Annotated in this window: 20 protein-coding genes; 18 read left to right on the top strand and 2 right to left on the bottom strand. The window is 72.2% G+C overall.

What is annotated here, in order from left to right; genetic code table 11:
• Positions 1-425 precede the first annotated feature (425 nt).
• The 11 genes from AC3ANS_RS15920 to AC3ANS_RS15870 all read left to right on the top strand — a co-directional run bounded on the left by AC3ANS_RS15920 (position 426) and on the right by AC3ANS_RS15870 (position 12197).
• Positions 426-1469 (top strand): ice-binding family protein, encoded by a 1044-nt coding sequence (locus AC3ANS_RS15920; protein ID WP_488292556.1) that lies wholly within the window; start codon positions 426-428, stop codon positions 1467-1469.
• Positions 1459-2085, top strand: a complete 627-nt coding sequence (locus AC3ANS_RS15915; RefSeq protein ID WP_488292555.1) for a class F sortase — start codon at positions 1459-1461, stop codon at positions 2083-2085. Before AC3ANS_RS15920 ends, AC3ANS_RS15915 begins: the two co-directional genes overlap by 11 nt.
• Positions 2086-2495: 410 nt before the next feature.
• Positions 2496-3161 carry a lysophospholipid acyltransferase family protein gene (locus AC3ANS_RS15910; RefSeq protein ID WP_488296509.1) on the top strand — a complete coding sequence of 222 codons (666 nt, stop codon included), beginning with the start codon at positions 2496-2498 and terminating at the stop codon, positions 3159-3161.
• 10 nt (positions 3162-3171) lie between these two features.
• Positions 3172-3516: a hypothetical protein gene (locus tag AC3ANS_RS15905; protein WP_488292554.1), complete on the top strand. Its 345-nt coding sequence runs from the start codon at positions 3172-3174 to the stop codon at positions 3514-3516.
• Positions 3517-3607: 91 nt separating this feature from the next.
• Complete coding sequence (locus AC3ANS_RS15900) at positions 3608-4846, top strand: amidohydrolase family protein (RefSeq protein ID WP_488292553.1); 1239 nt, start codon at positions 3608-3610, stop codon at positions 4844-4846.
• Positions 4843-7026, top strand: coding sequence for a hydantoinase/oxoprolinase family protein (locus AC3ANS_RS15895; protein WP_488292552.1), 2184 nt, complete (start codon positions 4843-4845; stop codon positions 7024-7026). Before AC3ANS_RS15900 ends, AC3ANS_RS15895 begins: the two co-directional genes overlap by 4 nt.
• Positions 7027-7102: 76 nt before the next feature.
• Positions 7103-9025: a hydantoinase B/oxoprolinase family protein gene (locus AC3ANS_RS15890; protein ID WP_488292551.1), complete on the top strand. Its 1923-nt coding sequence runs from the start codon at positions 7103-7105 to the stop codon at positions 9023-9025.
• A 4-nt stretch (positions 9026-9029) separates the two neighbouring features.
• Positions 9030-9695: an SDR family oxidoreductase gene (locus tag AC3ANS_RS15885; protein WP_488292550.1), complete on the top strand. Its 666-nt coding sequence runs from the start codon at positions 9030-9032 to the stop codon at positions 9693-9695.
• Positions 9696-9770: 75 nt separating this feature from the next.
• Positions 9771-10898 carry an ABC transporter permease gene (locus AC3ANS_RS15880; RefSeq protein ID WP_488292549.1) on the top strand — a complete coding sequence of 376 codons (1128 nt, stop codon included), beginning with the start codon at positions 9771-9773 and terminating at the stop codon, positions 10896-10898.
• Positions 10895-11596 carry an ABC transporter ATP-binding protein gene (locus tag AC3ANS_RS15875; RefSeq protein WP_488292548.1) on the top strand — a complete coding sequence of 234 codons (702 nt, stop codon included), beginning with the start codon at positions 10895-10897 and terminating at the stop codon, positions 11594-11596. Before AC3ANS_RS15880 ends, AC3ANS_RS15875 begins: the two co-directional genes overlap by 4 nt.
• Positions 11597-11621: 25 nt before the next feature.
• Positions 11622-12197, top strand: coding sequence for a TetR family transcriptional regulator (locus AC3ANS_RS15870; RefSeq protein ID WP_488292547.1), 576 nt, complete (start codon positions 11622-11624; stop codon positions 12195-12197).
• Positions 12198-12216: 19 nt separating this feature from the next.
• Here the strand turns inward: AC3ANS_RS15870 and AC3ANS_RS15865 are convergent, their stop codons facing one another.
• Positions 12217-12894 (bottom strand): TIGR00266 family protein, encoded by a 678-nt coding sequence (locus tag AC3ANS_RS15865; RefSeq protein WP_488292546.1) that lies wholly within the window; start codon positions 12892-12894, stop codon positions 12217-12219.
• Between the two features lie 85 nt (positions 12895-12979).
• Positions 12980-13378, bottom strand: a complete 399-nt coding sequence (locus AC3ANS_RS15860) for a DUF805 domain-containing protein (RefSeq protein ID WP_488292545.1) — start codon at positions 13376-13378, stop codon at positions 12980-12982.
• A gap of 48 nt (positions 13379-13426) precedes the next feature.
• On the opposite strand from AC3ANS_RS15860, the gene AC3ANS_RS15855 reads away from it, so the two are divergent.
• The 7 genes from AC3ANS_RS15855 (at position 13427) to pflA (ending at position 22368) form a co-directional block, all read left to right on the top strand.
• On the top strand, positions 13427-13828 hold the full coding sequence (locus AC3ANS_RS15855) for a cupin domain-containing protein (protein ID WP_488292544.1): 402 nt from the start codon (positions 13427-13429) through the stop codon (positions 13826-13828).
• Complete coding sequence (locus tag AC3ANS_RS15850; protein ID WP_488292543.1) at positions 13825-14571, top strand: SDR family oxidoreductase; 747 nt, start codon at positions 13825-13827, stop codon at positions 14569-14571. Before AC3ANS_RS15855 ends, AC3ANS_RS15850 begins: the two co-directional genes overlap by 4 nt.
• Positions 14572-14641: 70 nt before the next feature.
• The gene (locus AC3ANS_RS15845; protein WP_488292542.1) at positions 14642-16876 is read left to right on the top strand and encodes an acyltransferase family protein; all 2235 of its coding nucleotides are present in this window, start codon (positions 14642-14644) and stop codon (positions 16874-16876) included.
• Between the two features lie 103 nt (positions 16877-16979).
• A complete protein-coding gene (locus tag AC3ANS_RS15840) occupies positions 16980-17915 on the top strand; it encodes a carbamate kinase (RefSeq protein WP_488292541.1) in 936 nt (311 codons plus the stop codon).
• Between the two features lie 13 nt (positions 17916-17928).
• Positions 17929-19032: a barbiturase gene (gene bar / locus AC3ANS_RS15835; protein ID WP_488292540.1), complete on the top strand. Its 1104-nt coding sequence runs from the start codon at positions 17929-17931 to the stop codon at positions 19030-19032.
• 256 nt (positions 19033-19288) lie between these two features.
• Positions 19289-21577 carry a formate C-acetyltransferase gene (gene pflB / locus AC3ANS_RS15830; protein WP_488292539.1) on the top strand — a complete coding sequence of 763 codons (2289 nt, stop codon included), beginning with the start codon at positions 19289-19291 and terminating at the stop codon, positions 21575-21577.
• A gap of 5 nt (positions 21578-21582) precedes the next feature.
• Entirely contained in the window at positions 21583-22368 is a 786-nt protein-coding gene (pflA, locus tag AC3ANS_RS15825; RefSeq protein ID WP_488292538.1) for a pyruvate formate-lyase-activating protein, read from the top strand.
• The last annotated feature ends 4 nt before the right edge of the window (positions 22369-22372 follow it).

Below are 22372 nucleotides of genomic sequence, written 5' to 3'. Positions count from 1 at the left end.
GACGTGGCCCACTTCTGTGGAGGACAGGGCCAGTTTCGGTGGAACCAGAAGAATGTCGAGCGAATCTGTTGCGTCGGTCCGGCGACGGGGCATAGAACTCTCTCACGCACTCCGGAAACGGGGAGCGGGACAGCTCGCAGACGAGGGTCCACACGGAGCAGCACCAGCTTGCTGGAGCGGCACCGCGGCGGCTGGGTGACGAGGCCGCTGGGACCCAGAGGACACGAGCTGCCGATCGGGAGCGTCACCAGTACCGATCACCTGAAGGGCCCTTGGAACTCATACTTCCGAGGGCCCTTCGTCATGTCCGCCATCGCCGTTCGGGTCACCGAGGTCGGTCGCGGTGTACGGTGGGTCACATCCGGACATTGTGAACATGTGACGCGTGGTGTGACCACCGCTCCGGGCATCCGCTTGGAGCCTCCATGTCCACCTTTCGTGTTCTTGCTGTCCCCTTCTCCGTGGGCGCCACCGCGCTCGCACTCGTCGCCGGCCTGCACGGCACCGCCTTCGCCGCCCAGGCCCCCGTCGGGCTCGGCACGGCGACGTCGTACGCCGTCCTGGCCGGGACGACCGTCACCAACACCGGTCCGAGCGTGATCTCCGGCGATGTCGGCGTGAGTCCCGGCGCCGCCGTGACCGGGTTCCCGCCCGGCCAGGTGAACGCGGGGACGATCCACGCCGCCGACGCCGTGGCGCTGCAAGCCAAGAACGACCTGACCACGGCCTACAACGACGCCGCCGGGCGCGGTCCGGTGGTCGACGAGACCAGCAAGGACCTCGGCGGTCAGACCCTGGTCGCCGGCGTCTACTCCGCCGCGAGCGCGATGGCCCTCACCGGCACCGTGACCCTCGACGCCCAGGGCGACCCCGACGCGGTCTTCGTCTTCCAGGCGGGATCGACGCTGATCACGGCCAGCAGCAGCACTGTGGCGCTGACCGGCGGAGCCCAGGCCTGCAACGTCTTCTGGCAGGTCGGCAGCTCGGCCACGATCGGCACGGCCAGCTCGTTCGTCGGGTCGGTCCTCGCCCTCACGAGCATCAGCCTGCAGACGGGCGCGACCGTCCAAGGACGGATGCTCGCCCGCAACGGTCAGGTGTCGCTCGACACCAACACGATCACCCGCCCGGTCTGCGCCGCGCCGTCCGAGTCACCGACAGCCTCGGCCACCGCGACCCCCTCGTCGACGCCGACCTCGTCGGCCACCGCGACGCCCACCACCACTGCCACCGCCACCAGTGGTGGTGCGGGCGGCGGCTCGACCGGCGGCTCCGGTGGTGCGACCGGTGCCGGGACCCCCGGCATCGACACCCCCGTCCCGACCGGCCACCCCATGACCGGACGGGCCCCGGACGGTGTGAGCCCGAACGGCTGGCTGATCGCTGGCCTGCTGTGCCTGGGCGGAGCCGGCGTCGCAGCCGTCCGCGGGGCCAGGCGGACTCCGGCCGACGATCCCCGTGGCGACTGACCGGCGCACCTCCCGGGTCGCCGCCGCGGTGCTCGCGCTGGCGGGAGTGGTCTGCCTGCTGATCTGGGCGGACCGGTCCTCGACGGGCACCGAGCAGCCGGCGAGCGCCGCCACCGCGATCGCGTCGACCGAGCCCGCACCGGTTGCCGCGGCGCGGGTGGCGACGCCGCTCCCGGCGCGACTGGTGATCCCCGCCATCGCCGTCGACACCCGCCTGGGCCGGCTCGGCCTGCAGCCGGACCGGACCGTGGAGGTGCCTGCGAACCCGCTCCTCGCGGGCTGGTACCAGCTCGGCCCGCCGCCCGGTGCTCGCGGCTCGGCGGTGATCCTGGGCCACGTCGACTCCGTGGACGGACCGGCGGTGTTCGCCCGGCTCGGTGAGCTCGTCCCCGGTGACATCGTCGCGGTCGCCCGGCGCGACGGCAGCACGGCGTCGTTCACGGTCCGGACGGTGCGCACCTACGCGAACGCCGACTTCCCGGCCCGGCACGTGTACGCCGCGCGCGGCCGTCCCCAGCTCAACCTGGTCACCTGCGGCGGGGCCTACGACAGCGCCCGTGGCGGCTATCAGGCGAACGTCGTGGTCAACGCCGTGCTGGTCCGGACCTCGGGGTGATGTCCGGCCCGGATCCCGCTCAGCTGTGGGAAAACGGGCGGCTTCTGTGGAGGAAGGGCCCGGGTCTGTGGAGGACGGGCCCAGTTTCGGTGGAACCAGGAGAATGTTGCGCGAACCCCTTGCGTCGCTCCGGTGAGCGGGCATAGAACTCTCTCACGCACTCCCGCAAGGGAGAGCGGGACAGCTCGGAGACGAGGGTCCACACGGAGCAGCACCAGCTTGCTGGAGCGGCACCGCGGCGGCTGGGTGACGAGGCCGCTGGGACCCAGAGGACACGAGCTGCCGATCGGGAGCGTCACCAGTACCGATCACCTGAAGGGCCCTTGGAACTCATACTTTCGAGGGCCCTTCGCCCATTTCGGGCGCGAGTCGGCTGACCGGCCGGTAACCGCCAGACTGGTCCCGTGGTCATGTACACGGTCCTGCACGCGGTCGTCCCGCCGGTCGCGAAGGTGGTCTGGCGACCGCGGGTGACCGGCCTCGACAACGTCCCGCGGACCGGGCCCGTGATCCTGGCCAGCAACCACCTCAGCTTCGCCGACTCCCTGGTGATCCCGATCGTCGCGCCCCGCAAGGTGGTGTTCCTCGCCAAGTCCGACTACTTCGCCGGCGGTGGCGTCAAGGGCACCCTGCAGAAGGCGTGGTTCGAGGGGATGGGCATGCTGCCGGTCGACCGCGACGACACCAAGGCCGCGCTCGCCAGCCTCGACACCGCGCTCGCGGTGCTCGGCCGCGGCGAGGCGTTCGGCATCTATCCCGAGGGCACCCGTTCGCGCGACGGGCGGCTCTACCGCGGCCGCACCGGGGTCGCCCACCTGGCGCTGACCGCCGGCGTGCCCGTCGTACCGGTCGGCCTCACCGGCACCGAGCGGCTCCAGCCGGTCGGTGCGCGACTGCCGCGGGTGGTGCCGATCGGCGTGCGGTTCGGGGCACCGATCGAGGTCGCCGGGCGGTACGACGGCGTGCCGGCCGGCCGCGCCCGCCGCGAGGTCACCGACGAGATCATGGCCGCGATCCAGGCCCTGTCCGGCCAGGAGCCGGCCGGCGTCTACAACGACCGGGCGCCCGATGCCTGAGGGTCGGGCGGTGCGCTCGCCGGGGATCGGCCTGGCGGCTGCGCTGGTGGTCGGTCTCCTGGCCGGGGCGGCCCTGGGTGGTCTCGACTCGGCGGCCGCGCTGGTGGGCTGGGCCGTCGTCGGCCTGACCGCGGGCGCCGTTCAGCTCTCCGTCGTGCGGGGTGGGTTGTCCTCGACGGCCGCAGGCTCTGCCGCGGTCGGAGCCGCGACCCTCGCGGGCCTCCTGCTCGAGGCGCTCGCGCTGAGGGACGACAGCGAGAAGATGGACTCCGTCATCGGCACCGGGATCATGGCGGCCGTCCTCGGGGCCGTGTGCGTCGTCGTCGTGCAGCTGCTGACGTCCGACCGGGACTGAGACGGCCCCTGGCAGAGGTTGCCGGAGGACGGCCGTCTCGTCGGCAACCTCTGCCGTGGTCCGACGCCCCTGGTGCCGGTTGAATCGAGCCGTGCCCACCCACCAGCTCGTCGTCGCGGACGCGGCGCTGCGCGGCCGCCCCGATCGCTGGAACCTCGGCATCGACGACGGACGGATCACGGCCGTGAGCCCGGACCTCCTCACCGGCGAGCAGGAGATCGACGCGGCCGGCGGGCTGGTCACGGAGAGCTTCGCCAACGGCCACATGCACTTGGACAAGGTGCACACGCTGGACCGGATCGGTGACGCGGCGCTCACGGCCTACACCGCCGGCGACATGGGCTCGGCGCTGCACTCGATCGAGCTCGCGAGCGCGGTCAAGGCCGGATACGACCGCGCCTGGATCGAGCCCAACGCGCGGCGGGCGGTGCTCGAGGCCGTGCGGTACGGCGTGCGCCACGTGCTCGCCTTCGCCGACGTCGACACCTCGGCCCGCCTGGAGGGCGTGATCCCGCTGCTGGCGCTGCGCGAGGAGTTCCGCGGCGTGGTCGACCTCCAGGTCGTGGCGTTCCCGCAGGACGGGCTGCTCCGCGACCCCGGAGCCGAGGAGCTCGTGCGCGAGGCCATCGAGCTCGGGGCCGACGTGGTCGGCGGCATCCCCTGGATCGAGCACACCGACGCCGAGGCGCGTGAGCACGTCCACCGCATGTGCGCGCTCGCCGCGGAGCACGGGCGCCGGGTCGCGATGCTCGTCGACGACGCGGGCGACGCGAGCCTGCGGACCACGGAGATGCTCGCGGCCGCGATGCTCGAGCACGGCCTCGAGGGCCGCGGCGTCGCCAACCACGCCCGCGCCGTCGGCCTCTACGCCCGGCCGAGCCTCGAGCGGCTGGCCGGCCTGGCGCGGCGCGCCGGTCTCGGCTTCGTCAGCGACCCGCACACCGGCCCGCTGCACCTGCCGGTCCGCGAGCTCGCCGCGATGGGGCTGCCCGTGGCGCTCGGCCAGGACGACATCGAGGACGCCTACTACCCCTTCGGCCGGCACAACATGACCGAGGTCGCGTTCCTCGCCGCCCACGCGCTCGAGGCGGTCGACACCGCCGGCATCGACCTCGTCTACGACGCCGTCACGACCACGGCCGCACGCGTGCTCGGCGTGGCCGGCCACGTGCTCGAGGAGGGCGGCAACGCCGACCTCGTCGTGCACCACCACCCGACCCTGCGCGAGGTCCTCGCCCACCACGAGGCGCCGGCGTACGTCGTCGCGTCGGGCAGGTTGGTGGCGAGCTCGACCCAGTCCACGACGTTCCACCTGGAAGGACCCGCATGAACCGCCGCATCCGGATCGGCATCGACACCGGCGGGACGTTCACCGACGTCGTCGCGTTCGACGAGGGCTCGGGCGAGGTCGTCACCACCAAGACGCCGTCGACCCCGAGCAACCCGGCCGACGGGTTCCTGGCCGGCATCGACAAGGTGCTGGGCCTGCTCGGCGCCACGGGTGCCGACATCGACGCGGTGAGCCACGGCACCACCGTCGCCACGAACCAGCTGCTCGAGGGCAAGGTCGACCGGCTCGGGTTCATCACGAACACCGGCTACGAGGCGATGCTCGAGATCGCCCGCCAGTCCGTGCCCGACGGCTACGGCAACTCCTACTTCTGGGTGAAGCCGGACCGGATCGTGCCGCGCCACCTGGTCCGGGGCGTCGAGGGTCGTCTCGACGTCGCCGGGGACGAGGTGCGGCCGTTCGACGAGGACGGTGCCCGAGCGGTCGCCCGCTGGTTCCGCGCCCAGGGTGTCAACACGCTCGGCGTCTGCTTCCTGCACGCCTACGCCAACCCGGTCCACGAGGAGCGGATGCGGGCGGTGCTCGCCGAGGAGCACCCGGACGCCGTGGTCTCGCTGTCCAGCCAGGTGCTGCGCGAGTACCGCGAGTACGAGCGGGCGATGACCACGCTCGTCGACGCGGCCGTCAAGCCGCGGCTCTCGGCGTACGTCACGAACATCAAGAACCGCCTCGAGGCCCTCGACGACCGGACGATCCCGTTCTACGTCATGAAGTCCAACGGCGGAGTGCTCTCGGCCGACGAGGTCGTGCACCAGCCGATCACGACCGTCCTCTCCGGCCCGGCGGCCGGCGCCCTCGGGGCCGCGCTGATCGCGAAGGTCGCGGGCTTCGACCGCGTCCTCACCTCCGACGGCGGCGGTACGTCGACCGACGTCAGCGTGGTGATCGACGGGGAGCCGACGCTGACCACCGAGGGGTCCGTCGGTGCGTTCCCGTCCAAGATCCCGATGATCGACGTGGTCACCGTGGGGGCCGGGGGCGGCTCCATCGCCTGGCTCTCCCCGGAAGGAACGCTCAAGGTCGGGCCCCAGTCGGCCGGCGCCGACCCGGGTCCGATCTGCTACGGCAAGGGCGGGGCCGAGGTCACGATCACCGACGCCCACGTCGTGCTCGGTCGCATCCCCCCGCACCTGCTGGGCGGAGAGATCCCGCTCGACGTGAGCGCCGCGCGAGCCGGCGTCGAGGCGCTCGCCGAACAGCTCGGCCTGAGCCCCGAGGCCTGCGCCTCCGGCGTCCTGGAGATCTCCGCGTGGAACCAGGCCAACGCCCTGCGTCAGGTCACCGTCAAGCGTGGTCTCGACGTACGCGACTTCACGCTCGTCACCTTCGGTGGCTCGGGGTCCCTGCTGCTGTGCCGGCTGATGGACATCCTCGGGATCGGCACCGTGCTGGTGCCGCCGAACCCCGGCAACGTCTCGGCGTTCGGACTGCTCACCGTCGACGTCAAGAACGACTACGTGCGCACGCACGTCACGCTCGCCGACCACCTCGACGCCGCGGCCGTGACGGGCATCTACGACGACCTCACCGCTCAGGCCGCCGAGGCGCTGGCGAAGGAGGGGTTCGAGCCGGCAGAGCACCAGTTCGTGCGCACGGCGGACCTGCGCTACTTCGGCCAGGCGTTCGAGGTGCGGGTCCCGGTCGGCCACGGCCCGCTCGACCCGGGCGCGGTCGCGGACGTGTTCCACGCCGAGCACCGGGCGCTCTACGGCTACGACTTCTCCACCGACCCCACCCAGCAGGTCGAGTGGGTCAACCTGCGGGTCTCCGGCATCGGTCCGATCCAGCGGCCGGAGATCCAGCGGCATCCGGTGGACGGTGGTTTCGAGGCTCGCTCCGCTCGCACCTCAACCACCGAGCACGCTCGCTCCGCTCGCACCTCAACCACCGGCGACGACACGGTGGACGGGGGTTTCGAGGCTCGCTCCGCTCGCACCTCAACCACTGGCGACGTGCGCCAGGTCTGCTTCGACGCCGCCGAGGGGTACGTCGAGACGCCGCTGCACCAGCGCAGCGAGCTCGCGCCGGGGACCGTGATCGCCGGCCCGGCGATCATCGAGGAGTTCGGCTCGACGGTGCCCATCCACCCGGGGTTCGACGTACGCGTCGACGAGTACCTCAACCTGATCGTGACCCGGACGCAGGAGGACGAACGATGAGCGAGCGCAGCGAGCGAACCATCCAAGGCAGCGCCGCATGTGCCTCATGCGCGCACGGAGCGAAGCGAGTACGTGCATGAGCAAGCGTGCGCCCACCGACTTCCCGTTCGGCCACCTGACCGCCGACGCCGGCGCGAGCGCCGACCCGGTGCTGGTCGAGATCGTGCAGGGCTCGCTGGCCAGCGTCGAGATGGAGGTCGAGACCGCCATCGGGCGCACCAGCCGCAGTCCGATGATCCGCGACGCCCACGACTTCCGCGCCGGCATCCACGACCGGCTGCTGCGCAAGCTCACCGGGCGGTCCTACTCGGCCCTGGTGCACCCGGTCGCCCGCGACTTCCCGATCGAGGAGATGCGCGAGGGGGACGTGTTCTTCCACAACGACGTCTACCGTTCCGAGGGCGGCATCGGGCACCTGCCCGACCTGTGCGTCACCGTCCCGGTGTTCAGCGGTCCGGAGGGCGAGCGGCGCGTGGTCGCGTTCGTGCAGGCCTTCGGTCACCACGACGACATCGGCGGCGCCGTACCGGGCTCCATGCCCTCCCACGCCATGAGCGTGTTCGAGGAGGGCCTGATGGTCCCGCCGATCCGGCTGTGGGACGCCGGCGTGCCCAACCGGGCGGCGCTGAGCATCATGACCCGCAACTCGCGCATGCCCGAGTCGCTGGCCGCGGACCTCGACGCCGAGTGCTCGGCCTGCCTGATGGGCGCGCGCCGGCTCGGCGAGCTCTTCGACCGCTACGGCGTCGAGACGGTCGAGTCCTGCTTCGACGCGATCATCAGCCGCACCACCGAGACCTACCGGCGCGAGATCCTCAGCCAGATCCCGGTCGGCAGCTGGACCTGGGAGGACTACGCCGAGCACGACGGCGTCGACGACCCGATGCTGCACACCCAGCGCATCACGCTGACCCGCACGCCGGCCGACGATCCGGGCGGCGAGCGGCTGATCCTGGACTTCGACGGCACCGGCCCCCAGGCCAAGGGCCCGATCAACCACTGCGGCGACTACAGCGACGGCGTGTTCCTCAAGAAGTGGCTCGCCCCGATCCTGCGCAACCTCGCCGAGACCCCCGAGCGGATGGCCGAGCTCGACGTCAACGAGGGCATCGTGCCGCTGATCGAGATGCGCTTCCCCGAGCCCGGCACCCTCCTGACGCCGGTCTTCCCGGCGCCGACGAACGCCCGCACGTTCGTGATCCTGCGGCTCCTGGGCGTGCTCGCCGGCGTGGTCGCGAAGGCCGTCGACGGCCGGATGCCCGCCGACCAGGAGACGATCCGCTACACGGGCGTGTACGGCGAGGACCTCGACGGCCGGCCCTACCTGATGCGCGAGGTGCTCGGCGGCGGCTCCGGCGGCCGCTACTACGCCGACGGTGAGGACACCATCCACGTGGTGCCCGACTCGCGGAACCTGCCGACGGAGTTCACCGAGGCGCGGTTCCCGTTCCGCGTCGAGTCGCTCTCGCTGGCGATGGACAGCGGGGGAGCCGGCCAGTTCCGCGGTGGTCTGGGCTACGAGAAGCAGATCCGGATGCTCAAGGACGGCCACTTCATGTCGATCGCCGACCGGTCGATCCTGGCGTGCTGGGGGGTCAAGGGTGGCCGCGCCGGCCAGCCCTTCCAGGTCACGATCGACCCGGGCGGCCCGCGCGAGCGTGAGGTCGACGCCCTGGCCGACGCCGAGCCGGTCCAGGCCGGTGAGGTGATCCGCATCCGCACCACCGGCGGCGGGGGCTGGGGCGACCCGCTCCGGCGCGACCCCGACCTGGTGGTCCGCGACGTCGTGTGGCGCAAGGTCTCTCCGGAGGCGGCGCTGGCCGACTACGGTGTCGTCCTCACCGGCTCCGTGGAGGACGACTCGCTGGGCTACGACGAAGCCGCGACCGCCGCCGAGCGGGCGGACCGGGCGGCTCCGAGCGAGGCGTTCTTCGACCGCGGCCCGGGCTACGCCACGCTGGCCGCGGGTGCGGCGTACGCCGACGTCGACCTCGTCTGAGCCGATGCGCGTCGGCGTTGTCGGGGGTCACGGGAAGACCGGGCGCGCGGTGTGCGCGGGCCTGCCGGACGCGGTCCCGCTGGGACGGGCCGACTGGGCGGGCCTCGCGGGTGCCCTGGCGGGCTGCGACGCGGTGTACGTGATCGCCCCCAACCTGCACCCCGACGAGCCGGCGTACGTCGCCGAGGTGCTCGCCTCCGCCCATGCGGCCGGGGTCGGTCGCGTGGTCTACCACTCCGTGGCATCGCCGTACGTCCCGGAGATGCCGCACCACCTCGGCAAGGCGGTCTCGGAGGACCTGGTGCGCCGGTCGGGCCTGGCCTGGACGGTCCTGCAGCCCGGCGCCTACCTGCAGAACCTCGACCTCGCCGGACCCGTCGTGCGCGTGCCCTACGACGTCGAGGCCCGCTTCGGGTTCCTCGACCTGGCCGACCTCGGTCCCGCGGTGGCAGCGGTGCTGTCGGGGGAGGAGCACGTCGGTGCGACGTACGAGCTGGCGTCGCGGCAGGCCAGCGTGGCCGAGCTCGCCGCCGAGGCCGGTCTCACCGCCGAGCGGGTGGCCGATCCGGGGACGCATCCGTGGCTCAGCGCGATGTTCGCCTACTACGACCGGCACGGGCTCCCGGCCGGCACCGTGCCTCTGCGGGCACTGCTCGATCGCCGCCCCTGACGAAGATGTCGACACGTTGTCGGTAAGATGCCGACATGATGTCGACAAACTCTCGTCCGGACCGGGGAGGCCACCGTGTTCCTCGCCGTCCGTGAGCTGCGCTTCGCGCGCGCCCGGTTCGCCCTGATGGGGGCGGTCGTCGCCCTGATCGCGGTCTTGATGGTGCTGCTCTCCGGGCTGTCGGTCGGCCTGGTCGACGACGGCGTCTCGGGGCTGCAGAAGCTGCCGGTGACGTCGTTCGCGTTCGAGAAGGACGTGCCCCACGACACCGCGTTCTCGCGCAGCGTCGTCTCGCTGTCGGCCGTCGACACCTGGGCGAAGCAGCCCGGCGTCGAGGATGCCGCGCCGTTCGGCAACACCCTCGCCAACGCCCACAGCGATCGCGGCGTCGCCGTCGACCTCGCGCTCTTCGGGGTCGAGCCCGGCACGTTCGTCGCGCCCACCCCGACAGCCGGAGCGCCGCTCGGCAAGGACCCCCAGGGCATCGTCGTGAGCCAGACCTTGATCGACCAGGGCCTGCACATCGGCGACACCGTGACGATCGACCGGATCGGCACCGAGCTCCACGTCGTCGGCTCCCTCGCCGGCCAGCACACCTACGGACACGTCGACATCGCCTACGTCCCCCTCGAGACCTGGCAGCGGATCAAGGTCGGCGCCCGTCCCGGCGAGCAGCTCCCGGCGGCCGCCCAGGACGAGGTGACCGCGGTGGCGGTCCGCGCCACCGGTGACGTCGACCTGGCCGCCGGCGACCGCGCGGCCGGGACGGAGTCCCTGACCAAGAAGCAGTCGTACGGCGCCTCGCCGGGCTACACCGCCGAGACATCGACGCTGCTGCTCATCCAGGTGTTCCTCTACGCGATCTCGGCGCTGGTCGTCGGCGCGTTCTTCACCGTCTGGACGATCCAGCGCCGCCAGGAGATCGCGGTGATGCGCGCGATGGGCGCGCCCACGGCGTACCTCCTGCGCGACAGCCTCCTCCAGTCGCTGCTGCTCCTGGTCGCCTCGGCCGCCGCCGGGGTCGCCGTCGGCGTCGGGGCCGGCGTCCTGATCGACGGCACCTCGATGCCGTTCGCGCTCAGCGCGCCCTCGATCGTGCTCGCGGCCGTGCTGCTCGTCGTTCTCGGGCTCGTCGGCGCCGCTGCCGCCGTCGTCCGCATCACGCGGGTCGACCCGCTGACCGCCCTGGGAGGCAGCCGATGAACGCCAACACCGATCAGCCGACCGGCCAGCCCGGCCTCGTCCTCGACGACGTCACCCTCGTCCTCGGCGACGGTGAGGAGACCGTGCAGGCTCTCGACGCCGTGTCGCTCGCTGTCCTGCCCGGAGAGCTCGTGGCCATCGTCGGCCCGTCCGGATCCGGCAAGTCCAGCCTGCTCGCGGTCGCCGGCGCACTCACGCTGCCGACCTCGGGCCGGGTCGTCGTCGACGGTGTCGACACCGCGGTCGCCGGCCCGCGCGGCCGGACCCGCCTGCGCCGCGACCACATCGGGTTCGTGTTCCAGTCCGGCAACCTGATCCCGGCGCTCACCGCGGCCGACCAGCTGCGGCTGCCGGGCCGGTTCGGTGGCAGGCGGGAGCACCGCGACCCGGTGGAGCTGCTGGCCGAGGTCGGCATCGAGCACAAGGCCGACCGGCGCCCGCACCAGCTCTCCGGCGGCGAGCGGCAGCGCGTCGGCATCGCCCGGGCGCTCGTGACCGGCCCGCGGGTCCTGCTCGTGGACGAGCCGACCGCGGCCCTGGACCGGCAGCGCAGCCAGGACATCGTGGCGCTGCTCGCCCGGGAGACCCGCAGCCACGAGGTGGCCACGGTGATGGTGACCCACGACCACGACGTACTGCACCACTGCGACCGCGTGTACGAGATGATCGACGGGTCGTTGCACGCGTTCGCGGGCTAGCCGCACCAGGGGAGGGAGGGCCGCGATGCCGAGGATCCAGGCCGCCACGGTGGCCGAGCACCGCGCCCTCCAGCACCGCGCGCTGCTCGACGCGGCGCGCGCGCTGCTCGCGGAGCCCGGCCGCCGCGAGGGGCCCGGCCTCGGCGAGGTCGCAGCTCGAGCGGGCCTGGCCCGCTCGAGCGTCTACCAGTACTTCGCCTCGCGTGACGAGCTCTTCGAGGCCCTGGTCGCCGAGCTGCTGCCCGGCTGGGCCGCGCACGTCCAGGAGCAGATGGCGCGCTCGAGCACCCCGGGCGGCAAGGTCCGGGCGTACGTCGAGAGCAACCTGCAGCTGGTCGCGGCCGGTGACCACGCCGTGCTGCGCGGCCTGGCGACCGTGGCGCCGGCCTCGCTGGCCCACTCCAGCGCGGTGCTCCACGAGCAGCTGCGCCGGCCGCTGGAGCGCGCGCTCGACGAGGCCGGTGAGGACGACCCGGCCGGAATGTCTGAGCTCGTGCATGCCGTCGTCCTCACCGCCTCGCGGCTGGTCGAGGAGGGCCGCGGACTGGACGAGGTCATGCGGCTCTGCGACCGGCTGCTCGCGGCGTACCTCGCCGACTGACGCCGAGGCGTCGGTCGGATCAGCTGCTGCTGGGCTTGGGCAGCTGGGGGATCAGCCAGCTGAGGAACGCGTCCTGGCTGCGGGTCTGGAGATAGATGCGCCCCGGCCCGGTGAGGTCGCAGACCAGGCCCTCGCCGGAGAAGAACGTGGACTTCCAGTTGCCGACCTTGCGGACGTTGTACTGGACGCCGTCGGTCCAGGCGACCATGTGGCCCGTGTCGACCGTGTAGGTCTGGCCCGGCTGCAGGTCGATCGCGTGGATCGCGCCGTAGCTGGAGAGCACGAGCTCGCCCTGCCCGGAGATCCGGAGCATGAACAGGCCCTCGCTCGAGAAGAACGTCTTGCCGCCGCCCCACTGGGTGTCGACCTGGACGTTCGACGACGCGGCGAGGAACGACCCGGACTGGACGAACAGGGTGCCGTTGAGCGGCCACGAGACGATGTCACCGGGCAGCGCGGGAGCGACGTACAGCTCGGCTCCGTCGGTCTGGGCGGTGAAGGTGTTCATGAAGAACGACTCGCCGCCGAGCACGGCGCGCTTGAGGCCCTTGAGCACCCCGCCCTGCGTGGAGGTCTCCATGGAGATCCCGGCCGACATCGCGAGCATCGCGCCGGACTCGGCCCGGACGGCCTCGCCCGCCGCCAACGTGAGCTTGGCGGTCGCGTAGGCGGGGCTGTACATGACTTCGGATTGCATCGGACTACTTCCTCTACGGTCCCGAGCGCGGTCGACGGTCGCACCGAGCCTAGTGGTGCCGGAACGCGCTCGGCCGTGTTCGTGGCTACGTCGCGACCCCGGTCCGGACCGGGGGCTCGCCGTAGTCGTTGGCGTGAGAGTCGCCGGCCTGGCACCACATCACGATCAGCGCGATGAAGCCGAGGCAGGGCACCAGCGACAGCAGCAGCCACCAGCCGCTGCGACCGGAGTCGTGCAGCCGCCGCGCGCCCACGGCGAGGCTCGGCACGAGCACGGCGACCGAGGTCACCAGGCTGATGACGCCGTCGGCGACGTAGGCGGCGCCGCCGTCGAACCCGAGACCCGTGGCCTTGTCGAGCCAGCTGGCCACGAACGACACAGCGACGTTGAACACGAAGAACCACCAGAACTCCGCTCGCCCGGCGCGACCGGAGAACACGGCGTACTTCTGGAAGCAGGTCCGTACGGACTCGGAGAACGTCACGGCGGGATTCTCCTCGCAGTCGGGTGGGGCTCGCGGCAGGATGGCGGAATGCTTCCTCCAGTCGCCCAGTCGCTCGGCCTGCGGCCGCACCCCGAGGGCGGCTGGTACCGCCAGACCTGGGCCGCGCCGGAGACCGTGACGCTGCCCGACGGACGCGTCCGGCCGACCGCCACGCTCATCTACTTCCTGCTGCCCGCGGGTGAGACCTCGGCCTGGCACCGGGTGGCCTCCGACGAGGTGTGGCTGGCTCACCACGGCGCGGTCGCCCTCGAGCTCGGCGGGGTGGGCCCGGAGCCGGTGCTGGAGTCCACGCTGGTCGTCGACGCCGATGCGCCGCAGGCCGTCGTCGCGGCCGGCACCTGGCAGCGCACGGTCCCGTCAGGGGAGGACGCGCTGGTCAGCTGCGTCGTCTCGCCCGGGTTCGACTTCGACGACTTCGAGCTCGCGTGACCAGGCCGCTGACGCTGGTCACCGGCGGCACCCGGGGGATCGGGGCCGCGACCGCCCTGCGCCTCGCCCGCGACGGCCACGACCTGGTGCTCGGCTACGCCCGCGACGTCCGGGCCGCCGAGGAGGCACGGCTGGCTGTCGAGGACGAGGGTGCGCGCTGCGTGGTCGTCCGTGCCGACCTCACCGAGCCCGACGCCGTCGACGACCTCTTCGCGCGGGCCGCCGAGCACGGCCGGCTCACCGGCGTGGTCAACAACGCCGGGGCGACCCTGCACATCGGGCGCCTCGCCGAGACCCCCGTCGAGGTCGTGCAGGCCACGGTGGACCTCAACCTCACGGCCGCGCTGCTGGTCGCGCGGGCCGCGGTGCGTGCGCTCGGCACGTCGTACGGCGGCGCCGGCGGCGTGCTCGTGAACGTGAGCTCGGGGGCGGCCACGCTCGGGGCACCGGGGGAGTACGTGCAGTACGCCGCGGCCAAGGCCGGTGTCGACGCGCTCACGGTCGGCCTCGCGCAGGAGGTGGCCCCCGAGGGCATCCGCGTCGTCGGGGTGGCCCCCGGCATCGTCCGCACCGGCATCCACGCCGACGCCGGCGAGCCGGGACGGCTCGATCGGGTCGGCCCGCTGGTGCCGCTGGGACGCGCGGGCGAGCCCGCGGAGGTCGCCGACGCGATCGCCTGGCTGATGAGCGAGGAGGCGTCGTACGTCACCGGCACCACGCTGAGGGTGGCGGGCGGGCGGTGACCTCCCGGCCGGTGACCCGCCGGGCGCGGATGCGCCGATCGTCGGGGGCGTCGACTACCTTCGTCTCGGCATGACAGCGTCGATTCCCGGGGTGGAGCCCGCCGGCCACCGCCGAGCGGGGCACTCGGCGACCGCTCCTCCGGAGACCGCCACTCGGTTCCGGGGCGACATCCAGGGCCTGCGCGCCGTCGCGGTGCTCACCGTGATCGCCGCCCACGCCGGGGTCGGTGTCCTCGCCGGCGGGTTCGTCGGCGTCGACGTGTTCTTCGTGATCTCCGGGTTCCTCATCACCCAGCAGCTCGTCGGCGACGTCGAGCGCTCCGGCAACGCCTCGCTGGTCGGCTTCTACTCACGCCGCGCTCGCCGGATCCTGCCGGCCGCCACCGTCGTCCTCGTGGCGACCGTCGTGGCCGCCACCTTGTTCCTGGGCTTCCTGCGGGTGCGGACCATCGTCACCGACGCGATCTGGGCGGCGTGCTTCGGCGCCAACATCCGGTTCGCCCGGTCGGGCGTCGACTACTTCGCGGCCGACCTGCCTCCCTCGCCGGTGCAGCACTTCTGGTCGCTGTCGGTCGAGGAGCAGTTCTACCTCGTGTGGCCCCTGCTGCTGATCGCGGTCGTCGCCGTCGTACGCCGGGGCCGTGCCGGCAAGGCCCCAGTCGGCGCGCTGCTGGGCGTGATCGCGGCGCTGGCGGTCGCGAGCCTCGCGTGGTCGGTCACCGACACCTCGAGCAGCCCGGCAACGGCGTACTTCTCGACGTTCACCCGGGGCTGGGAGCTGGCGGTCGGGGCGATGGCCGCGCTCGCGGTGCACCGGGTTCCGGGCTGGCTGCAGGCGTTGGGGCGGGTGCGCTGGCTGACCGAGGTGCTGGCCGCCGCCGGCCTCGTGGCGATCGCCTGGGCCTGCCTGACGCTCGACGACACCACCCCGTTCCCGGGCGCGGTGGCCGCGGTGCCGGTGCTCGGCAGCGCCGTGGTGATCGTGGTGGGCGCCGTCGCCGCCGAGCGCACCGCCGCGGCCCGGCTGCTCTCGGTCGCGCCCGCCCGCCTCGTCGGCGACTGGTCCTACTCGCTGTACCTGTGGCACTGGCCGATCCTCGTGATCGCCGAGGAGCACGTGCGCCACGACCTCACCAACGTCCAGACGCTGGTGCTGGTCGCGCTCACGTTCGTGCTCGCGGGGCTGACCTACCACCTCGTCGAGACGCCGTTCCGCGTCGGCGCGGGGTGGTCCGTACGCCGCCGGCGTGCGGAGGGTCCGTCCGAGTCGCGGCTGCGGCCGTGGACCCGCCCGCCGCGGGCGCTCGCGCTCTATCCCATCTCGCTCGTGCTCGTGGTGGCCTCCGCGATCGCCGGCAACGCCGCGACCGACTACCGCGAGGAGCACCGCCCCGACAACCCGCCGATCACGCTGCCCGACGGCTGGCGCTCGCGGGCGACCGACGCCGCGGGCAAGGACCCGACGGTGGCGCTGGTCCGCCGCTCGGTGTGGGCGGCCCAGCACGGTGCCGGGGTGCCGAGCACGCTGCACCCCGCCCTGGAGGACGTCGAGGGCTCGGTCGCCGACATCGGGGAGTGCGACTACGCCGACGAGTTCGTGAAGCTCTGCCCCCGGGGCGACACCCACGGGTCCAAGACCCTCGTGGTCCTCGGCAACTCCCACGGCCGCCACTGGATCCCGGCGTTCGAGAAGATCGCGAAGCGGGCCGGCTACGTCGCCTACTACCTGGTGCGGGTCAAGTGCACCGCGGCCCTGGTGACCCCCGACCTGGAGACCAACAGCGAGCCCAACCAGGGGTGCGCGGACTTCCACGAGTGGGCGATCGACCAGATCCGCGACCTGCACCCCGACCTCGTCGTGGTCGCCACGTCCACCACCAGCGGTGGCGTCTACCTCGACGACGGCACCTACCTGACCAAGACCCACGACGTGAACGACGCGCTGCGGGTCGGCTTCACCCAGCTCTTCGAGCGGCTGAAGCCGCTCACCCCGCGGCTCGTGCTCCTCGACGACATCCCGCGGGTCCACACCCCGATGAGCGACTGCCTCGCGTCGGCGCCTGACGACCTCGGCGAGTGCCTCCAGAAGCCGCTGGGCGCCAACGCCGGACTCACCCGGATGGTGGGTGACGTGGCCGACGGGCTCGGAGTGGAGCGGATCGGCACCGCGCAGTGGTTCTGTGCCGACGGGTGGTGCCCGGCGGTCATCGGGGACACCATCCCTTACCGCGACCCGAGCCACATGACCAACGAGTACTCCGCCGAGCTCGCCCGGCCGCTGGGCGAGGCCCTCGGCATCTGGTGATCGCGATCGTCGCGGCCGTTGGCACAACCTGACAGCGGGCTGCGTCCTCGTTGGCCGCTGTTGCCAGTGCCCGGCCCGTGGGGCACTCAGTAGGTTCGACGCCATGAGGGTCCTGCTCGCGCTCGGTGGCAACGCCATGACGAACGCCGAGGGCCGGGCTCGGCCCGAGGACCAGATCGCGGCGGCCGACGTCGCCATGGAGGCCGTCGCCGGCCTCCTGGAGCGTGACGTCGAGGTCGTGATCACCCACGGCAACGGCCCGCAGGTCGGCAACCTGCTGGTCAAGAACGAGGTCGCCGCGGCCGTCGTGCCGCCGGTGCCGCTGGACTGGTGCGGGGCGCAGACCCAGGCGACGCTCGGGTTCGTGCTGATGAACTCCCTCGAGGCCGCGCTCGCGCGGCGGGGCGTCGAGCGGCGTACGGCGACTGTCGTCACCCGTGCGCTGGTCGCCTCCAACGACGAGGGCTTCACCCGTCCCACCAAGCCGATCGGCCGCTTCCTGCCCGCCGCCGAGGCCGCGGTGCTCGTCGAGCACGGCGAGACCTGGGAGGACCGCGGCGAGAAGGGCTGGCGCCGCGTGGTCGCCTCACCCGAGCCGCTGCGGATCATCGACGCCCCTGCCGTGCAGGCACTGGTCGACGCGGGGTTCGTCGTGGTCGCCAACGGCGGTGGCGGCATCCCGGTGATCCAGGACCTCGACGGCACGCTGCGTGGCGTCGAGGCCGTGATCGACAAGGACCTGGGTGCCGCGCTGCTCGCCCAGACCGTCGCGGCGGACGTCCTGGTCATCGGCACCGACGTGCCGCACGCCGTGCTGCGGTACGGCGCCCCCGACGCCGAGCCGCTCGGCACCGTGACGGTCTCGCAGCTGCGCGGGTTCGCCGCGGAGGGCCACTTCGCCAGCGGCTCGATGGGACCCAAGGTCGACGCGGCCTGCCGGTTCGTCGAGCGCGGCGGCGCGCGCGCCGTCATCACCGACCTCGCTCACATCACCCAGGCCGTCACCGGCGACGGCGGCACCGTCGTCGTACCCGACTAAGCAAAGGACTCCCATGCCCGACGCCATCGAAGTACGCAAGGTCCCGATCCACTCCGTCGCCGACGCCAGCGAGCTCGCGAAGCTCATCGACGACGGCGTCATGCAGGCCGAGCGCGTGATCGCGATCATCGGCAAGACCGAGGGCAACGGTGGGGTCAACGACTACACCCGGATCATCGCCGACCGTGCGTTCCGCGAGGTGCTCATCGAGAAGGGCGCCCCCGCCGAGCAGGTCCGGCAGGTCCCGATCGTGTGGTCGGGCGGCACCGATGGCGTGATCAGCCCGCACGCGACGATCTTCGCGACGGTCCCGCCGTCCGAGGTCGTGCCGTCCGACGAGCCGCGGCTGACGGTGGGGTTCGCGATGAGCGAGCAGCTGCTGCCCGAGGAGATCGGCCGGACGCCGATGATCACCAAGGTCGCCGACGCGGTGAAGGTCGCGATGGAGCGCGCGGGGATCACCGATCCGGCCGACGTGCACTACGTGCAGACCAAGACCCCGCTGCTCACCATCCACACGATCCGCGACGCCAAGTCGCGCGGCAAGACCGTGTGGACCGAGCACACCCACGAGTCGATGGACCTCTCCAACGGCTGCACCGCGCTCGGCATCGCGGTCGCGCTGGGTGAGATCGAGATGCCGACCGATGCCGACGTCATGCACGACCGCTCGCTGTTCTCCTCGGTCGCCTCGTGCTCCTCGGGTGTCGAGCTCGACCAGGCGCAGGTGGTCGTGGTCGGCAACGCCCCGGGTGTCGGCGGGCGCTACCGGATCGGCCACGCGGTGATGGAGGACGCGCTCGACCAGGACGGCATCTGGGACGCGATCCGCTCCGCCGGCCTCGACCTGCCCGAGCGGCCCCGCACCTCCGACCTCGACGGCCGGCTCGTCAACGTGTTCCTCAAGTGCGAGGCCTCCCAGGACGGCCAGGTCCGGGGCCGCCGCAACGCGATGCTCGACGACTCCGACGTGCACTGGCACCGCCAGATCAAGGCGGCCGTCGGTGGCGTCACCGCGGCGGTCACCGGCGACCCCGCCGTGTTCGTCTCCGTCTCCGCCGCCCACCAGGGCCCCGACGGCGGCGGCCCGGTCGCCGCGATCGTCGACCTCGGCTAGCGGCCCGCGACCGCGGCGCCGACCGCAACCACGACGTCGGGTGACCGACCCAAGAGCGATCCGCGACCGGCGTGGCGGCGGAGCCGACACGCCAGGCGCGGGACCTTCGTCAGTTAGATGAGTTGTCAACCACCATCAGACTGAGGACAAAGGTCCTACGAATCCACGGTTCCGGCGCGGGACGATGGAGCGGTAAAGACGGGAGGACGGGCGACAGCGTCCGGCCCCCGGGACCCGCGAAGGACTGCACCGACCCGTGACGACCACCGCTGAACGCCCCGTCGAGACCGCGACCCCCACGACCCGCAGCGGGACGGACACCGGCCCCTGGCGCGGGTTCGTGCGCGGCACCTGGTGCGACGACATCGCGGTGCGCGACTTCATCAACGCCAACTACACGCCGTACGACGGTGACGCGGGCTTCCTGGCCGGGCCGACGGCCCGCACCACCCACATCTGGGCGACGCTCTCGGCGATGTTCCCGGTCGAGCGCTCCCGTGGCGTCTTCGACATCGACACCCATGTCCCGGGGTCGATCATCAGCCACGGCCCGGGCTACATCGACCGTGAGCACGAGCTGATCGTCGGCCTGCAGACCGACGTGCCGCTCAAGCGCGCGATCATCCCCAACGGCGGCTGGAAGATGGTGAAGGACTCCCTCGCGGCGTACGGCTACGACGTCGACCCGCACGTGGAGGAGATCTTCACCCACTACCGCAAGACCCACAACGCGGGCGTCTTCGACGCCTACACCCCCGAGATCCGCGCGGCCCGCCGCTCGCACATCATCACCGGCCTTCCCGACGCCTACGGCCGCGGCCGCATCATCGGCGACTACCGCCGCGTCGCGCTGTACGGCGTCGACCGGCTCGTCGCCGGCAAGGTCGCCGACCTGCGGGCCCTCGACTCCCGGCCCGCCAGCGAGGAGATCATCCGCTCCCGCGAGGAGCTGGCCGAGCAGATCCGCGCGCTCGACGAGCTGAAGACGATGGCCGCGTCCTACGGCTGCGACATCTCCGGCCCGGCGGCCAACGCCCACGAGGCGATCCAGTGGCTGTACTTCGGCTACCTCGGAGCGGTCAAGGACCAGAACGGCGCCGCGATGTCGCTGGGTCGCACCAGCACGTTCGTCGACGTCTACCTCGAGCGCGACCTCGCCGAGGGCGTGCTCACCGAGGAGCAGGCCCAGGAGCTGGTCGACGACTTCGTGATCAAGCTGCGGATCGTGCGCTTCCTGCGGACTCCGGCGTACGACGCGCTGTTCTCCGGCGACCCGATGTGGGTCACCGAGTCGATCGGCGGCATGGGCGAGGACGGCCGCACGCTGGTGACCCGCACCTCCTTCCGCTACCTGCAGACGCTCTACAACCTCGGCCCGGCGCCCGAGCCGAACCTGACCGTGCTGTGGTCGCCGGCGCTCCCCGAGGGCTTCAAGCGCTTCTGCGCAGCGGTCTCCCTGGACACCAGCGCGATCCAGTACGAGTCCGACGAGCTGATGCGGCCGCGCTTCGGCGACGACACCGCGATCGCGTGCTGCGTCTCCCCGATGCCGGTCGGCAAGTCGATGCAGTTCTTCGGCGCCCGGGTCAACCTGGCCAAGACGCTGCTCTACGCGATCAACGGCGGCCGCGACGAGGTCTCCGGGGCGCAGGTCGGCCCCGAGAGTGCCGTCTACGACGCCGAGGTCCTCGACTACGACGAGGTCCGCGCGCGGCTGGACGCGATGATGGACTGGCTCGCCGGCACCTACGTGTCCGCGCTGAACGTCATCCACTACATGCACGACAAGTACGCCTACGAGAAGCTCGAGATGGCGCTGCACGACTCCGAGGTGCACCGCACCATGGCGTGCGGCATCGCCGGGCTCTCGGTCGCTGCCGACTCGCTGGCCGCGATCAAGTACGCCCAGGTGCGTCCGGTCAAGGACGAGCGCGGACTGGTGGTGGACTACGAGACCACGGGCGAGTTCCCGACGTACGGCAACGACGACGACCGCGCCGACGCGATCGCGGTCGAGCTGGTCGAGTCGTTCATGGAGAAGGTGCGCCAGCACCCGACGTACCGCAACGCCGAGCACACCCAGTCGGTGCTGACGATCACCTCGAACGTCGTCTACGGCAAGGGGACCGGCAACACCCCCGACGGCCGGCGCGCGGGCGAGCCGTTCGCCCCGGGAGCCAACCCGATGAACGGCCGCGACCGGCACGGCATCGTGGCCTCGGCGCTCAGCGTCGCCAAGCTGCCGTTCGACTCCGCGCGCGACGGGATCTCGCTCACCACGACCGTCACGCCGGCCGGCCTGGGCCGCACCCGCGATGAGCAGATCACCAACCTGGCGGGCGTCCTGGACGGCTACAACGCCTCCGACGGCTTCCACATGAACGTCAACGTGCTCGACCGGGCGACGCTGCTGGACGCCATGGAGCACCCGGAGAACTACCCGCAGCTGACGATCCGGGTCTCGGGGTACGCCGTGAACTTCGTGCGGCTGACCCGCGAGCAGCAGCAGGACGTCATCTCGCGCACGTTCCACGAGGGGCTCTGACCGACGTGACCATCGACCTGTGTGCCGCCACCCCCGAGGCGGACGCGACCGCCTCGGCGGGTGGCGTCACCGGGTCGGTGCACTCCTGGGACATCTCCACCGGCGTCGACGGACCCGGCACCCGGTTCGTGCTGTTCACCGCCGGCTGCCCACTGGCCTGCGCGTACTGCCACAACCCCGACACCCAGGACATGCGCTACGGCACCCGGCACTCCGTGGACGACGTGCTGGCCCGGGTCGGGCGCTACCGCCGGTTCATCTCCGCCTCGGGTGGCGGCGTCACGGTCTCTGGCGGTGAGCCCCTGCTGCAGCCGGCGTTCACCTCCGCCGTGCTCCGCGGCGCCAAGGAGCTCGGGCTGCACACCGCCCTCGACACCTCGGGCGCGCTGGGTCAGCGGGCCGACGACGAGCTGCTGGACGCCACCGACCTGGTGCTGCTGGACGTAAAGGCCATCGACCCGGCGATCTACGAGAACCTCACCCGCGGTGACCTCACACCCACGCTGCGGTTCGCCGAGCGGCTCGCCACGATCGGCAAGCGGGTCTGGATCCGCTACGTCCTCGTGCCCGGCTGGAACGACCAGCCCGAGCACCTCGAGCGGCACGCGGCGTACGTCGCGACGCTCGGCAACGTCGAGCGCGTCGACGTGCTCGGCTACCACCGGCTGGGCCGGGAGAAGTACGCCGAGCTCGGCATGGTCGACCGCCTCGAGGGTGTGGACGGTGCGACCGCCGCCCAGGTGCAGGCCGCACGCGACGTGTTCACCGCCGCCGGCCTGGTCGCGCCGTGACACC

Source organism: Nocardia sp. 149-1B, from assembly GCF_057747975.1.
The sequence above is the reverse complement of the archived record's forward strand: the minus strand, read 5'-3'. Positions and strand labels throughout refer to the sequence as shown.